This is a genomic window from Mycobacterium intracellulare ATCC 13950 (assembly GCF_000277125.1).
Lineage (GTDB): Bacteria > Actinomycetota > Actinomycetes > Mycobacteriales > Mycobacteriaceae > Mycobacterium > Mycobacterium intracellulare.
In genome coordinates this window covers 1175794-1190995 of record NC_016946.1, presented here as the reverse complement: position 1 = coordinate 1190995, position 15202 = coordinate 1175794, and the positions used below count along the sequence as shown (strand labels likewise).

Annotated in this window: 14 protein-coding genes; 5 read left to right on the top strand and 9 right to left on the bottom strand. The window is 69.5% G+C overall.

Annotated elements, in window-relative coordinates; translation table 11 throughout:
- Positions 1–46: 46 nt before the first annotated feature.
- Entirely contained in the window at positions 47–1129 is a 1083-nt protein-coding gene (locus OCU_RS30845) for a CaiB/BaiF CoA transferase family protein (RefSeq protein WP_036458380.1), read from the bottom strand.
- Positions 1130–1249: 120 nt separating this feature from the next.
- Between OCU_RS30845 and OCU_RS30840 the strand changes: the two genes are divergently transcribed.
- Positions 1250–2062: an enoyl-CoA hydratase gene (locus tag OCU_RS30840; RefSeq protein ID WP_014379411.1), complete on the top strand. Its 813-nt coding sequence runs from the start codon at positions 1250–1252 to the stop codon at positions 2060–2062.
- A gap of 93 nt (positions 2063–2155) precedes the next feature.
- Complete coding sequence (locus OCU_RS30835) at positions 2156–3514, top strand: NAD(P)H-binding protein (RefSeq protein ID WP_014379410.1); 1359 nt, start codon at positions 2156–2158, stop codon at positions 3512–3514.
- Position 3515: 1 nt separating this feature from the next.
- Here the strand turns inward: OCU_RS30835 and OCU_RS30830 are convergent, their stop codons facing one another.
- Both OCU_RS30830 and OCU_RS30825 read right to left on the bottom strand, forming a co-directional pair.
- Complete coding sequence (locus OCU_RS30830; protein ID WP_014379409.1) at positions 3516–4238, bottom strand: CPBP family intramembrane glutamic endopeptidase; 723 nt, start codon at positions 4236–4238, stop codon at positions 3516–3518.
- Complete coding sequence (locus OCU_RS30825) at positions 4235–5383, bottom strand: NAD(P)H-binding protein (RefSeq protein ID WP_014379408.1); 1149 nt, start codon at positions 5381–5383, stop codon at positions 4235–4237. Before OCU_RS30825 ends, OCU_RS30830 begins: the two co-directional genes overlap by 4 nt.
- 91 nt (positions 5384–5474) lie before the next feature.
- On the opposite strand from OCU_RS30825, the gene OCU_RS30820 reads away from it, so the two are divergent.
- Genes OCU_RS30820 through OCU_RS30810 form a run of 3 tightly spaced genes read left to right on the top strand, consistent with a single transcriptional unit; the run spans position 5475 to position 8091 of the window.
- Positions 5475–6557 carry a type III polyketide synthase gene (locus OCU_RS30820; RefSeq protein WP_043955624.1) on the top strand — a complete coding sequence of 361 codons (1083 nt, stop codon included), beginning with the start codon at positions 5475–5477 and terminating at the stop codon, positions 6555–6557.
- A gap of 20 nt (positions 6558–6577) precedes the next feature.
- Positions 6578–7078, top strand: coding sequence for an isoprenylcysteine carboxyl methyltransferase family protein (locus OCU_RS30815; RefSeq protein ID WP_014379405.1), 501 nt, complete (start codon positions 6578–6580; stop codon positions 7076–7078).
- Positions 7075–8091, top strand: coding sequence for an NAD(P)/FAD-dependent oxidoreductase (locus tag OCU_RS30810; RefSeq protein ID WP_014379404.1), 1017 nt, complete (start codon positions 7075–7077; stop codon positions 8089–8091). The genes OCU_RS30815 and OCU_RS30810 overlap by 4 nt, the downstream gene beginning before the upstream one ends.
- 16 nt (positions 8092–8107) lie before the next feature.
- Here OCU_RS30810 and OCU_RS30805 read toward each other — a convergent pair whose 3' ends face one another.
- From OCU_RS30805 to OCU_RS30780, 6 genes are all read right to left on the bottom strand, one after another.
- Positions 8108–8899 carry a crotonase/enoyl-CoA hydratase family protein gene (locus OCU_RS30805; RefSeq protein ID WP_009957567.1) on the bottom strand — a complete coding sequence of 264 codons (792 nt, stop codon included), beginning with the start codon at positions 8897–8899 and terminating at the stop codon, positions 8108–8110.
- Positions 8896–10044 carry a thiolase family protein gene (locus OCU_RS30800; RefSeq protein WP_008254449.1) on the bottom strand — a complete coding sequence of 383 codons (1149 nt, stop codon included), beginning with the start codon at positions 10042–10044 and terminating at the stop codon, positions 8896–8898. The genes OCU_RS30805 and OCU_RS30800 overlap by 4 nt, the downstream gene beginning before the upstream one ends.
- A gap of 225 nt (positions 10045–10269) precedes the next feature.
- Positions 10270–11754, bottom strand: a complete 1485-nt coding sequence (locus OCU_RS30795; RefSeq protein WP_014379402.1) for an aldehyde dehydrogenase family protein — start codon at positions 11752–11754, stop codon at positions 10270–10272.
- A gap of 91 nt (positions 11755–11845) precedes the next feature.
- Complete coding sequence (locus OCU_RS30790; protein WP_014379401.1) at positions 11846–13060, bottom strand: cytochrome P450; 1215 nt, start codon at positions 13058–13060, stop codon at positions 11846–11848.
- Positions 13060–14061 carry an SDR family oxidoreductase gene (locus OCU_RS30785; RefSeq protein ID WP_014379400.1) on the bottom strand — a complete coding sequence of 334 codons (1002 nt, stop codon included), beginning with the start codon at positions 14059–14061 and terminating at the stop codon, positions 13060–13062. The genes OCU_RS30790 and OCU_RS30785 overlap by 1 nt, the downstream gene beginning before the upstream one ends.
- Positions 14054–15202, bottom strand: a complete 1149-nt coding sequence (locus tag OCU_RS30780) for a spirocyclase AveC family protein (RefSeq protein ID WP_026071436.1) — start codon at positions 15200–15202, stop codon at positions 14054–14056. Before OCU_RS30780 ends, OCU_RS30785 begins: the two co-directional genes overlap by 8 nt.

The window sequence follows — 15202 nt, the reverse complement described above, 5'->3', positions numbered from 1 at the left end:
AGTCCTTCCCTGATTTCCTGGATTCCAGCCAACTGGTTGGTTGGGACTATACCCAGTCGTTGAGTACGGCTTCGGCGTCGGCCACCGGCGTCGCGGGGCGCGGTGTCTCGGGCGCCGTGCGGGAGAACCTTGGCGCCGGCCGCGGCTGCAGGCCGCCGTCGACCTCGTAGAAGGTGTCCCGCTCGGTGATGTGCGGCTCGGTCTGCACCTCGCCGAAGGCCAGCACCGGCGTCACGCACGCGTCGGAGTCGGCGAACACCTTGGCCCAGTGGTCGCGGTCCTGGCTGGCGAATTTCTCGGTCAGCACCGCCCGCAGTTCCGGCCAGCGGCCGACGTCGTTCTGCCCGGGCAGGTCCGCGCCGTCAAGCCCCAGCCCGGCGAGCATAGCGGCGTAGAACTGCGGCTCGATGGCGCCGACCGCGACGTAGCGCCCGTCGGCGCATTCGTAGGTGTCGTAATACGGGGCGCCGCCGTCGAGCAGGTTGGTGCCGCGCGCGTCGGTCCACATGCCCGACGAGCGCATCTGCCACATCATCTGGACCAGCACGCTCGAGCCGTCCACCATCGCCGCGTCGACGACCTGCCCCTTGCCGGACGTCTGCCGCTCCCACAGCGCCGACAGGATGCCCAGCAGCAGGAACATCGAGCCGCCACCGAAGTCCCCGACGAGGTTCAGCGGCGGGACGGGCCGTTCGTTCACCCGGCCGATGGAGTGCAGGATGCCGTTGAGCGAGATGTAGTTGATGTCGTGGCCGGCCTGCTGGCTGCGCGGGCCGGTCTGACCCCAGCCGGTCATCCGCGCGTAGACGAGGCGGTCGTTGACCTTCGCGCAGTCCTCGGGGCCGAGGCCGAGCCGCTCGGTGACGCCTGGGCGGTAGCCCTCGATCAGCACATCGGCGTTGGCGATCAGTTTGAGGACGAGACCGCGGCCTTCGTCGGTCTTCAGATCGGCGGTCACCACGCGGCGGTTGCGCATCATGGCGTCCTTGGCGACACCCCCGGGGCCCGAGGAAGGACGATCGATGCGCACCACGTCGGCACCCAGATCCCCCAGGATCATCGCGGCGTGTGGGCCCGGCCCGATGCCGGCCAACTCGACGACACGCAAACCCTTCAACGGTCCAGCCATGATCCACCGACCTTTCGTCCGCTCTGACGACTCCGACCGTTCGTGCTCAAACAACCGGTCGTTCGACATCTTCGCAGCCGTGCCCGTGGCCCGCGCAGCCCGGTCACTTATGGTGAGCCCATGCCTTCATCCGCGATCGCCACCCTCGCCCCCGTCGCCGGCCTCGACGTCACGCTGTCCGGCGGCGTGTTCTCGGTGACCATCAACCGGCCCGACAGCCTGAATTCCCTGACCATTCCGGTGATCACCGGGATCGCCGACGCGATGGAGTACGCGGCGACCGACCCCGAGGTCAAGGTGGTGCGGCTCGGCGGCGCCGGACGCGGCTTCAGCTCCGGTGCGGGCATCAGCGCCGACGACGTGTCCGACGGGGGCGGCGTCCCGCCGGACGAGATCATCCTCGAGATCAACCGGCTGGTGCGCGCGATCGCCGCGCTGCCCCACCCGGTGGTCGCGGTCGTCCAGGGCCCCGCCGCCGGGGTGGGCGTTTCCATCGCCCTGGCCTGTGACGTCGTATTGGCTTCGGAGAGCGCGTTTTTCATGCTCGCCTTCACCAAGATCGGATTGATGCCCGACGGCGGCGCGTCGGCGTTGATCGCGGCCGCGATCGGGCGGATCCGGGCCATGCAGATGGCCTTGCTGCCCGAACGGTTGACCGCCGCCGACGCGTTGTCCTGGGGGCTGGTCACCGCGGTCTATCCGGCCGACGACTTCGAGGCCGAGGTGGACAAGGTGATCGCACGGTTGTTGGGCGGCCCGGCTGTCGCCTTCGCCAAGACCAAGCTGGCGATCAACGCGGCCACGCTCACCGAACTGGATCCGGCCCTGCAGCGGGAGTTCGACGGGCAGTCGGTGCTGCTGAAGTCCCCCGACTTCGTCGAGGGCGCCACGGCCTTCCAACAGCGCCGCACGCCCAACTTCACCGACCGCTGACGGCCGTCGCGCCCACCCGGCGCGACGCTTGAGCCCGCGCCGATGCGGTAATCCCTCTCGTCAGGAGAACGACGGCTGACGAGCGGAGAATCGATGCCCGAACAGGTGCGGTGCCTGGTGACCGGAGCGACCGGCTACATCGGCGGGCGCCTGGTGCCCCGGCTGCTGGACGCGGGACATCACGTTCGGGCCTTGGCGCGCAACCCGGACAAGCTGAGCGAGGTGCCGTGGCGGCAAAGGGCGGAGGTCGCGCGCGGCGACCTCGGTGACGTCGATTCGCTGATCGCCGCCTGCGACGGGATCGACGTCGTGTACTACCTGGTCCACTCGATGGGAACGTCGAAGGACTTCGCCGCCGAGGAGACCCGCGCCGCCCGCAATGTCGTGACGGCCGCCCGGCGCACCGGGGTGCGCCGGATCGTCTACCTCAGTGGCTTGCATCCCGAAAACGCTGATCTCTCACCGCATCTCGCGTCGCGCAAGGCCGTCGGCGAGGCCCTCATCGACTCCGGCGTCGAGACCGTGGTGCTGCAGGCCGGGGTGGTCATCGGGTCGGGGTCGGCGTCGTTCGAGATGATCCGGCACCTCACCGACCGGTTGCCGGTGATGACCACACCGAAGTGGGTGCACAACCGGATCCAGCCGATCGCGGTGCGCGACGTGCTGCACTACCTGGCCGCCGCGGCGACCACCCCGGTCCCGAAGTCGCGGACCTGGGACATCGGTGGCCCCGACGTGTTGGAGTACGGCGACATGATGCGCGTCTACGCCGAGGTCGCCGGGCTGGGCAACCGCTACCTGTTCGTGCTGCCGTTTCTCACCCCGGCGATCGCCAGCCTGTGGGTGGGTCTGGTGACCCCGATCCCGTCCGGCCTGGCCCGGCCGCTGGTCGAGTCGCTGGAATGCGATGCGGTGACCCGTGATTCCGACATCGACGACATCATCGCCCCGCCGCCGGGTGGGCTCACCGGATACCGCCGCGCGGTCGAGTTGGCGCTGCGGCGGGCCGCCCGCGGCGTCCCCGAGACCAGCTGGTCCTCGCTGCGGTCCGAGCCGGCCGAGCCGTTGCCCAGCGACCCCGACTGGGCCGGCGAGATCGTCTACACCGACGTGCGGACCGCGATCGCCGGCGCCGCACCCGGTGACGTGTGGTCGGCGGCCCGCGCCGCGGCAACCGCCCGCCGGTGGCAGCGACGCCTACCGCTTAGCGGCTGGACGGTCGAGGAAAGCGATCCCGGCGTCGGCCTGCGGCTGCACTCCAGGCCGAGTCGAGTGGGCCGGGCCTGGCTGGAGATCACGACGCGGCCGCACGACGGCGGCGCCAGCCGGTACACGCAACGGCTGATCTTCGTGCCGCGCGGCGTCCTCGGCCGGATGTACCGGCGCACGGTGTGGCCGTTGCGCGTCGCGGCGCTGCGGGGCCTGGCGCGCGAGGTCGTCACGCCGGGGTGACTCAGACCCCGAACATCGGCGGCAGGACCAGCACCATGATCAGCCCCCAGCCGACGTGGGTCAGCACCGGCGCCAGCACGCCGCCGCTGGCCCGGCGCTCCAGCGCGCACACCGTCCCGAGGATGATCGCGGCGAATCCCAGCATGGGGTTGCCGCTGGCCATGGTGGCGGCGGTGTAGAGCAGCGTGGAGATCAGCACCGGGTGATAGCGGCCCAGCGCGGTGTAAAGCGCGCCGCGGAAGAACAGCTCCTCGGCGACGCCGTTGATCACGGTGATCAGCACGACCAGCAGGAAGGACCCCTGATGGGCGAAGAGCAGCACCCGGGTGATCAGCTCGGAGACGGCCGGGATCTCTCGGGCGATCAGCCCACCGACCACGAACGCGCCACCGACGAGCAGGCCGACGGTCGTCCCGGTGATGACCGGCCGCTGGTTGCGGCCCCGCCAGCAGATGCCGCCCAGGTGCAGCGGGCCGGAGACCAACGCGCCCGCGGTCCACACCGCCGCGAGCGCCAGCGTCAGCCAGTAGAAGCTGGCCTCCCCCGGATGGCGCCGCAACGAGTACCCCAGCACCGCCGCGCCGACCACCAGCGTGATCGCGACGATGACGCGGCGCCGCCGCACGACGGACGGCGATTCATGATGGGGCACAGCAACATTGGTGACCGCGCGGCGCAACTCGGCGAAGACGCTGCTGTGGTAGGGGGCCGTTGACTGGCTCATGCGGGACGCACCTTCGGGGTCAGGGCGATCAAAATGTCGAGGCCGGTGCGAAGCGCTCCGGCAACCGGACCGGGGACCCTGTTCACCAGCCCCAGGGTCGGCCGCGCGATGGACGGTGTGACGCGCTGGGCGAGTTGGCGGAGGCGCCGCGCGTCGCCACCGGCCCAGGCGGCGTCGGTGTTGGCGAGGTCGTGCGGATCGGCCAGGGCGTTGACCGGGCGCGGCCGCTGATTGGAGAGGCCGCGCAGCGCCAGCGCGATGGCGTCGTCGATCCCGAGCAGGCCGCCGGGCGGATCGGGCACCCGGTCGCGCAGGCCGCTGACCGACGCCACCATCGGGTGGTCCAGCGACTCGACCAGGTCCCCGGCCAGGCCCGGGGGCACCGGCAGGGCGACGCCGGTGATCAGCGAGGCCAGCCCCGTGTCGACCCTGCCGACCGGCAAGCCGGTGTGCCAGCGCCCCGAGATACGGGCGTAGGTCTTCAGCAGCCGCCGGTAGGAGGTGGTGTCGGGCCCCGAGATGTCGTAGGCCCCCGCGGGCACCCGGTCACGATCGGCCGCGGCGACGAGATAGTGCAGGACGTCGCGGATCGAGATCGGGTCGATCGGGTTGTCCATCCAGCTCGGGATCGGGATGACCGGGAAGCGGTCCCCCACGTAGCGCATCATCTCGAACGACGTCGAGCCGGCGCCGATGATCATCGCCGCGCCCAGCCACACCAGCTCCGGGCCGTCGGGGACGGTGAGCGCCTCGGCCACCTCGGCCCGGCTGGTCAGGTGCTCGGATAACGCCTCGTCGGCGGGCACGAAGCCGCCCAGGTAGACGATGCGGCGCACCCCCGCGTCGCGGGCCGCGGTCGCGAGGTTGGCGGCCGCGGACTTGTCCGCGTCGCGGAAACCGGGCTGACCGATGGCGTGCACCAGGTAATACACCACGTCAATGGGGTCGCAGCCGGCGAAGGCCGCCCGCAGCGACTCCGGGTCGGCGGCGTCGAGGGTCACCGGCGTGATGTCGTCGAACCAGCCGAAGCGCTTGAGCCGCAACGGGTTTCGCGTGGCGGCCACCACCTGGTGCCGGTTTTCCAGCAGCGCCGTGACCAGCCGTGATCCCACATAGCCGGTGGCACCGGTGACCAGAACCCGCATACCCCGACCCTAGCCCGACGATCTGGCCCGTGGCCCGCGCGACGCAAAGACGAATTTGAACCGGTGCGGCACCGGCACCGTGACCGGGGGCATGAAGAAGTTCACTGGGGGCGCCGCGGACACCGCGGTGAAATATCCGTCCATCGCCGGCGTGGCGGTGAAGTTCCCGCCCAATCGCTACACCCAACACGAGGCCATCCGCGCGCTGACCGACATCGCCGGCCCCGATTTCCGCCGGTTCGGCGGCAGCAGCGGGGTCGAGTTCCGCAACACCGCCTTGCGGCTGCCCCGCTACCGCGAGCTGAGCGGCTTCACCGAGGCCAACGACGCCTACCTCGACGTCGCGCTCGAGCTCGGCGAGCAGGCGCTGGTGGCGGCCCTGGACGAGGCCAAGGTCAAGCCGTCGGAGCTCGACATCGTGTTTTCCACGACGGTCACCGGGCTCGCCGTGCCGACGCTGGAGGCGCGCTTGGCGACGCGGGTCGGGCTGCGGCCCGACGTCAAACGCGTCCCGCTGTTCGGGCTGGGCTGCGTCGCCGGCGCGGCCGGGGTGGCGCGCATGCACGACTATCTACGCGCCTTCCCCGACCACACGGCCGCGCTGCTCGCGGTCGAACTGTGCTCGCTGACCATCCAGCGCGACGACACGTCCGTCGCCAACCTGGTCGCCACCAGCCTCTTCGGCGACGGCGCGGCCGTGGTGATCAGCGAGGGCGCCCAACGCACCGGCGCCGAACACACCGGCCCCCGGGTGCTGGCCACCCGCAGCCGGATCTATCCCGACACCGAAGACGTCATGGGCTGGAAGATCGGCGGCGACGGATTCCGCATCGTGCTGTCCGCCGACATCGCCACCATCGCCGAGAAATACCTGGGCGACGACGTCCGCGATTTCCTCGCCGACTACGGTTTGCGCCCCCGCGACGTGACGACCTGGGTGTGCCACCCGGGCGGCCCGCGGGTGATCGAGGCCGTCGAGCACGTGTTGGACCTGCCCGCGGACGCCCTGGACCGCACCCGAAAGTCGTTGCGCGAGAACGGCAATCTGTCGTCGGTCTCGGTGCTCGACGTGCTCGCGGCCAACATGGCCGATCCGCCGGCGCCGGGCTCGATCGGCCTGATGATCGCGATGGGGCCGGCGTTCTGCTCCGAACTGGTGCTGCTGGCCTGGTAGCGCTGGTAAAGACTGTAGCCATGTATTACCTGCTGGTGCTGGCCGTCGGGGTCGAGCGCGTCGCCGAGCTGGTGGTGTCCACCCGCAACGCGCGATGGTCGTTTACCCAGGGCGCCAAAGAATTTGGCCGATCGCACTATCCGGTGATGGTGGTCATCCACACCGGGCTGCTGGTCGGTTGCCTCGTCGAACCGTGGGCGCTGCACCGGCCGTTCATTCCGTGGCTGGGCTGGCCGATGCTGGCGGTGGTGGCGGCCAGCCAGGCGCTGCGCTGGTGGTGCATCGCGACGCTGGGGCGGCGGTGGAACACCCGGGTGATCGTGCTGCCGCAGGCCCCGCTGGTGCGACGGGGTCCCTACCGCTGGCTGCACCATCCGAACTATGTTGCAGTGGTGGCTGAGGGGTTGGCATTGCCGCTGGTGCACACGGCGTGGCTGACCGCGGCCATCTTCACGCTGGCCAACGCCGCGTTGCTCGGGGTGCGGCTGCGGGTGGAGAACTCGGCTCTGGGTTACACATGAGCGATTACGACGCGGACCTGCTGATCGTCGGCGGCGGCCCCGGCGGCCTGGCCACGGCGTTACACGCTCGACGCCTTGGACTTTCGGTGATCGTGGCCGAGCCGCGCGAGAGCCCCATCGACAAGGCGTGCGGTGAGGGGCTGATGCCCGGCGGCCTGGCCGAGCTCACCGCGCTGGGCGTCGACCCGGCCGGCATGCCGTTCCATGGCATCGCCTACGTGAGCGAACGGCGGCGGGCCCAGGCGCGGTTTCGCGGCGGGCCGGGGCGCGGCGTGCGTCGCACCACGCTGCACGCGGCGCTGGCCGCGCGCGCCAAAGAGCAAGACACCGACTGGATCCGAGCGCGGGTGACCGGTGTCCGGCAGGACGCGCACGGCGTCTCGGCCGCGGGGGTGCGCGCGAAATGGTTGGTGGCGGCCGACGGCCTGCATTCACAGGTCCGGCGGGACGTCGGCATCGCGACGACGGCGGGAACGCCGCGACGCTACGGCGTGCGTTGGCACTACCGGGTGCCGGCGTGGACCGATTTCGTCGAGGTGCACTGGTCGCGCTGGGGCGAGGCGTACGTGACGCCGGTCGAGCCCGACCTGGTCGGGGTGGCGATTCTGTCCCGCGGGCGGCCCGACCTGGCCTGGTTTCCGCGGCTGGCCCGGCAGCTGGAGGGCGCGAGCCGCGGGCAGCCGCGCGGCTGCGGCCCGCTGCGCCAGGTGGTCTCGCGGCGCGTCGCGGGCCGCGTCCTGCTGGTCGGCGACGCCGCCGGTTACGAGGACGCCCTGACCGGCGAGGGCATCAGTCTGGCCCTCAAGCAGGCCGCCGCGGCCGTCGATGCCATCGCCGCCGAGGCGCCCGCGTCCTACGAGAGGGCCTGGCACCGGATCACCCGCGACTACCGGCTGCTCACCCGCGGGCTGGTGCTGGCCAGCACGCCGCCCGCGGTGCGCCGCGCCGTCGTGCCGGCGTGCACGCTGCTACCGGGGGTGTTCCGCCGCGGGGTGAACGTCCTGGCGCACTAGCCCGCCTAGCAGCGCGTTACCGCGCCTTCCAGACCGGCTCCCGCTTCTCGGCGAACGCCAGCGGCCCCTCCTTGGCGTCCTCGGATTTGAGCAAAACCCGCATCTCGCGCACGGTGCGGTCCCAACCCGGCTCGTCGCCGACGACGACCCCGTCGTCGACGCCGTAGGCGACCCGCTTGCTGGCCTGCACCGACAGCGGCGCGTTGACGGTGACCCGCGCCGCCAGCGCCAGCGCTGCGTCCAGCACCGAGCCCTGCGGGGCGACCTCGTTGATCAGCCCCCACTCGCAAGCGGCGGCCGCGGTGAGCGGCTCGCCGGTCAGCAGCAGTTGCATCGCCACCTTGCGCGGCAGCTGCTGCGCGATGCGGAAAACGCCACCGGCGGCGGCGATCAGCCCACGCTTGACCTCGGGGAGCCCGAACTGGGCCCGCTCGTCGGCCACCACCAGGTCACTGGCCAACGCCAGCTCGGTGCCGCCGCCCAACGCGGTCCCGTTCACCGCCGCGATGGTCGGCTTGTCGATGAAGTGGTGCACGTAGCCGGCGAAGCCCCATTCGGGATGGTCGGGGTGATACAGGTTTTCGCGCCGCGCGATCGCCTTGAGGTCGGCACCGGCGCAGAACGACTTGTCGCCCGCGCCGGTGAGCACCACCGCCCGCACCTCGGGGTCGTGTTGCGCCGCTTCGAGCGCATCCCCGACACCGATGCTGACCGCGGCGTTGACCGCGTTGCGGGCCTCCGGCCGGTTGATGGTTATCACCATCACGTTGCCCCGGCGTTCGGCCAGGGCGCCCGGCTCCTGGGTCACAACAGTTCCACGATGGTGGCGTTGGCCTGGCCGCCACCCTCGCACATGGTCTGCAGACCGTAGCGAATTCCCTTGTCCCGCATGTGATACAGCAGGGTGGTCATGATCCGGGCGCCGGATCCGCCGAGCGGGTGGCCCAGCGCGATGGCGCCGCCGTTGGGGTTGAGCTTCTTCTCGTCGGCGCCGATGTCCTTGAGCCACGCCAGCGGGACCGGCGCGAACGCCTCGTTGACCTCGTAGGCGCCGATGTCGTCGATGGACAGCCCCGATTTCTTCAGCACCTTCTGCGTCGCCGGGATGGGGGCGGTCAGCATGATCACCGGGTCGGCCCCGGCTAGCGAAGCGGTGTGCACCTTGGCGATCGGCTTGAGGCCCAGCTCCTTGGCCTTCTCGGCCGACATGAAAAGCAGCGCCGCCGAACCGTCGGAGATCTGCGACGAGTTGCCGGCGTGGATCACGCCGTCCTCCTTGAACGCCGGCTTCAGCGAGGCCATCTTCTCCATCGGCGTGCCGCGGCGGATGCCCTCGTCCTTGAGGACCACATTGCCGTCCTGATCCTTGATGCCGACAATCTGATCGTCGAAGGCACCGGAATCCTGTGCGGCCGCGGCCTTTTCGTGCGAGGCCAACGAGAACTCGTCGAGCGCCGTGCGGTCGAAGCCCCACTTCTCGGCGATCATTTCCGCCCCGATGCCCTGGTTGGGGATCTGGCCCTGGTAGCGGTCCAGGAAGGCCTGCGAGTACGGCCGCCCGCCGTTGGCCAGCGACGCCCCCATCGGGGTGCGCGACATGGACTCGACGCCGCCGGCGACGACGACGTCGTAGTGCCCGGCGATCACCCCGGCGGCCGCGAAGTGGATCGACTGCTGGCTCGACCCGCACTGACGGTCGACGGTCACGCCGGGGACGGTCTCGGGCCACCCGGCGGTCAGCAGCGCGGTGCGGCCGATGTCGAGAGCCTGCTCCCCGGCCTGCATGACGCAGCCCCAGATGACGTCGTCGACGATGCCCGGGTCGACGCCGGCCTTGTCCACCAGGCCGTTGAGCACCTGCGCGGACAGATCCGCCGGGTGCACCCCGGACAATCCGCCGTTGCGCTTCCCGATCGGTGAACGCACTGCCTCGACGATGACGGCTTCAGCCATGGTCTTGTCTCCTTTGACACGTGGACTTCGAAAAACGAGTGAGTCTTGCCTCGATTGTCAACCAAGGGGTTGGGAGGGCGAGGGCCGGGGTGCTTCTCACCCGTATCGAGCCGAGGTGACCGATTGCGTGGCCGAATGCGCCAGCACAGGTGCCGGCGCATTCGGCAGCCACGTAAAGAGCGCTGTCACAGCCGCTTTGGGTGGCGCGACCGAGTCGCGCCGCCCTCAGCCGGCGGGGTAGGCGACCGACTTGATCTCGGTGTACTGGTCGAACCCGGCGACACCGTTCTGGCGCCCCACGCCGCTCTCCTTGTAGCCGCCGAACGGGGTGTCGGCGCCGTACGGGGCGCCGCCGTTGACGCCCATGAAGCCGGCCTTGATGCGGCGGGTCACCGACAGCGCATGCTCGAGGGAGCCCGCAAACACGTTGCCGGCCAACCCGTACACGCTGTCGTTGGCGATGCGGATCGCGTCCTCCTCGTCGTCGAACGGGATGACCGAGAGCACCGGGCCGAAGATCTCCTCCTGCGCGATCGTCATGGAGTTGTCGACGTTGGTGAAAAGCGTTGGGCGGACGAAATATCCCTTGTCGAAACCGGTGGGGGCGTCGGGACCGCCGACCAGCGCGGTGGCACCTTCTTCCACGCCCTTCTTGATGTAGCCCGTCACCCGGTCGAGCTGCCGCTGCGAGATCACGGGCCCGCAAAGGGTTCCGGGGTCCTGCGGGTCTCCGCACGTGACGTTCTCGTAGATGTTCTTGAGGATCTCCACGCCCTCGTCGTAGCGGGACCGCGGCAACAGCAGCCGCGTCGGGTTGGCGCAACCCTGACCGGCGTGCATGCACGGCGCGATGCCGACCATGCAGGCCGTCCCGAAGTCGGCGTCCTCGAGCACGATGGTGGCCGACTTGCCGCCGAGCTCCAGGAACAGGCGCTTCATGGTGGCGGCACCCTTTTCCATGATCCGCTTGCCGACGACCGTCGAACCGGTGAACGAGATCAGGTCGACCTTCGGTGACAGCGTGAGCTCCTCGCCCACGAAGTGGTCGGACGCGGTGACGACGTTGACCACACCGGCCGGGATGTCGGTCTTCTCGGCGATCAACCGGCCGAGCCGGGTGGCGTTGAACGGCGTGTTCGGCGCCGGCTTGAGCACCACCGTGTTGCCGGTTCCCAGCGCCTGGCCGAGCTTGTTGAGGGTGACTTCGAACGGGAAGTTCCACGGCACGATCGCACCGACCACACCCACCGGCTCCCGCCAGACCTTGCGGGTGGTCAGCGTGCCGGTGAGGCTGATGACCTTGTCGCCCAGGTCGGTCTCCCACGCATACTCGTCGATCAACCGGGCGGGATACTTCAGCCCGTCTTCCAGCGGGGCGTCCAGCTGGGGGCCGAACGTGATGGCCCGGGGCGAGCCGACCTCGAGGATGAGCTCCTCGCGCAGTTCTTCCTTCTCTGATTCGATCGCCTCGTGCAGCTGCAACAGGCAGCGCTTGCGCAGTTCGCGGTTGGTCGACCAGTCGGTCTCATCGAAGGCGCGGCGGGCGGCGTCGATCGCCCGGTGCATGTCCTCCTTGGAAGCGTCCGCGACCTCGCCGAGCGACTCCTCGGTCGCCGGGTTGATGTTGGTGAAGGTGCCGGCCTGCCCGTCGACGAGCTTGCCGTCGATCATCATCTTCGGCTCGAAGCGGACCTTTACAGCCTCAGTCATATCTGTCACTCTCTTCTGGGTCGTTGAGGGGCTACGGAGAGCCTTACCGGAAACTAGCCGATTGGCAAGGTGCAACCGGTCGCGGGGCCGCTTATTGCGGGTCGAACAGCACCGGCACCGACGTCGGCGACCGGAAGACCTGTCCACGGATATGGGGGTCGTCCGCGTCGGGGTCCAGCCGAAGGTTCGGCAGTCGGTCGAGCAAAAGGTTGATGGCGGTGCGCATCTCCAGCCGGGCCAAGTGCATGCCGAGGCAGACGTGCACGCCGTGCCCCCAGCCCAGGTGGCTCTTCGGTGAGCGGAAGATGTCGAACGTGTCCGGTTCGGGGTAGCGGTCTTCCTGCCGATTGGCCGCGCCCAGCATCGGCATCACCGTCGAGCCGGCCGGTATCGGCACCCCGCCGAGTTCGGTGTCGCGGGTGGCCACCCGGGTGATGGTCAGCAGGGGCGGTTCCCACCGCACGCCTTCTTCGATGGCCTGAGGCAGCAGCGACCGGTCGGCGCGGATGGCATCGAGCTGCACCGGGTCGGACAGCAGCGCCAACAGCAGGCTGCCGAGCGACCGGTAGGTCGTCTCGACGCCGGCGGGGAGCAGCAGGCGCAGGAACGAGTAGATCTCCTCGTCCTCGAGTTTCTCGCCGTCGATCTCCGCCTGGGCCAGCCCGCTGATCAGATCGTCCTTGGGCTCGGCGCGGCGGGACGCGAGGATCGGCGCGAAGTAGTCGCACAGCGCGGCCGAGGCGGCAAGCCCGCGTTCCGGATTCAGCATCCAGCTCAGCAGCGAGATGGACCAGCGCTGAAACTGCGGGTAGTCCTCCTGCGGCAGGCCCAGCAGGCCGGCGATGATCTGACTGGGATAGTCGAAGGTGAATTCCTTGACCAAATCGGCCTTGCCGTTGGCCGCGAACTTGTCGATCAGGCTGTTGCCCACGCGCCCGACCAATTCGTCTTCCCACCGCGCCAAGGCCTTCTGCGAGAAGGCCTTTGACACCAGCGATCGCAGCCGGCCGTGCACCGGCTCGTCCATGCCGAGCATGACCCGCTCCCCCAGCACGGGGCCGAACGCGGCGATGACGGCCGCCGAGGAGAACGTCTCGTTGTCGCGCAGCATCTGCTGGGCTTCCTCGTGGCGGTAGACGATGAAGACGGGCTTGGATTCCTCATGCGGCATGCCCGACGCGTCGAGGCGCTGAATGGGTTCCTCGTGGCGCAGCCGGGCCAATTCGGTGTACGGGTCGCGCACGTCGCCCGACACCGCGTCATCGAACGCGCCGAAGTCTTCCAGGTCGTCGAAAAGTTGCTCCATCAGTTCCCCTCACTCCCCTGTTGACGCCGCCCCGCCAGCGCCGCAAGGCGCTGCAGCACGGGCTGCGGAAGAACGCGGGCGACGAAGACCATCGCCTTTTGACTTGTCGTCAACGGCCACGCCCCGCCCCGCATCGACCCCTGTCTCGGTATGCCCAGCACGGTCCGCGACATGTGGTGCATGCCTGAGGCGGGCAGGATCCTGTTGGCCGCCAGCAGGATCGACGCGTCCGGGCCGATGCCGCGGCGGCGAAACGGCGCGCGGTCCTCGAGCGCCTTGAGCAGGCCGTCGGTGAACCGCTCGGGTGGCCGCGCCAATTTCATCGCGAAGCGCCCGCGGCTGTTCATGGTGGTGTGCAGCCGGGCGTACGGGCCGCCGAAGTTGCGGTCATCGATGGTGCCGGCGTCGGTGATGATATCGGTGTCATACGTGCCCGCCACCAGGACGGTGACCCCGAGACCGAACGGCGCGATCTCGCACGCCATCGATTCCCCCCACCGCTCCAGCGCCCCCTTGGCCGCCGAGTACGGCGCGGTGGCGGGCTGGCCGCGCACTCCAGCGGCGCTGGACACCAACACAATTCGACCCGCACCGGCCGCCCGCATCGACGGCAGCAGGGCCTGGGTGAGCGCGACGGGCCCCAGGACGCTTGTGGCGAACATGCGCTGCCACAACGCCATGTCGGTCTCCTCCACCATTCCGGCGGCGGAGATGCCCGCGTTGTGCACCAGCGCATACGGTGCACCCACGGCCTCTTCGATGGCCTTGGCCGCCGCGGCGATCGACGCGGTGTCGGTCAGGTCGAGCTGCACACCGATCAACCGTTCGTCGTCGGGCGACAGCCCCCGGTCCTGAATCGCCCGACGCAGCAGTGGCATTCCCCGGTCGGGTGTGCGCATGGCCGCGACGACCCGCCACCCCTCCCGATACAGCCGCACCGCCGAGGCGAACCCCAACCCGCGCGACGCGCCGGTGATGACGACCGTGCGCGGCTCAGCCATGGTTGCCCGACGGGGGAGTCGCACACGGGCCTTCGCCCGGTGGCGGGGGCTCGACGTGGGGTCGACCGTTGGGCTCCCCGCTCGCCCACGTCGACCAGATGCCGACCGAGTACGGACCCTGCGCGCCCGCCTTCTCGTAGAAGCCTTGCGGGTCATAGACTTTGGCCTCGGGGTACGGCCACGGGCAAGCCACCGAGGTGGCGGCATGGGTGACCTTGATGACCCAGAACCAGCCGCCGTACGCGAAGTAGGACACGTTGATGATGACGAACATCACCAGGAACGTGCCCAGCACCGGTCGCCCCGGGAACAACTTCGCTTTTGCGGCAAGCTTTTCCGCGACCGACTTACCCGTGTCGTCGCGATAACACAGGATCGCGGCCGGCACCATCACGAAGCACACCGAGAACGACTCCCAGATCAACGGGAACTGGAATGTCGTGCCGGTGAACACCGATCCCCACGGAATGACCTGCGAGTAGATGTACATGCCCCAGTGGACGAGCGTGTTCTCCAGGAAGGCGTCGAAAACGAAACCGATCACCAGGGTGATCAGACCCAGGCACACCAGGGGGTGCCGCGACGCATAGCTCGCGGGCCCGTATTTCGCCTGCAGCTTGCGCAGCAGCCAGACGGCCGGGAAGTAGGGGCCGAAGTAGAACATCACGTAACCGAAGACCACGAACGGCTCGACCGTCGGCGACAGCGAAACCAGCGGCCAGGATTCCGGCCAGTGCACCAGATCGGGGTTGTAGACCGCGAACGGCGACCAGTTCATGATCGGGTCCTGCCACACGATCAGCGTGGTGCACAAGAACATCAGCATCGCCGGGCTGCCGGGGTTGCGGCGCCAGCCCCTGATGAAGACGATCAACAGCACGATCAGCGCCACCACGGTGGCCCAGTCCAGGAAGTCGATGTAGTCCAGCCCGAACATGAACTTCACCGGGCGCGGCCGCCCCTGCACGTTCGGATTGGCCACGCGCGGGTCGAGGGCCACCCGGCAGTTCGCGATGAAGAACAACACGAAGGCGGCCAGCGCGGCGCCGGAGATCCAACCGCCCCAGCCGCGCCTGTTGGTTCGCGGCGGGGAAACCGTTTCCTGCGGCGCGGCAGGGGGTGTGGACTGTTCGGTGGACAT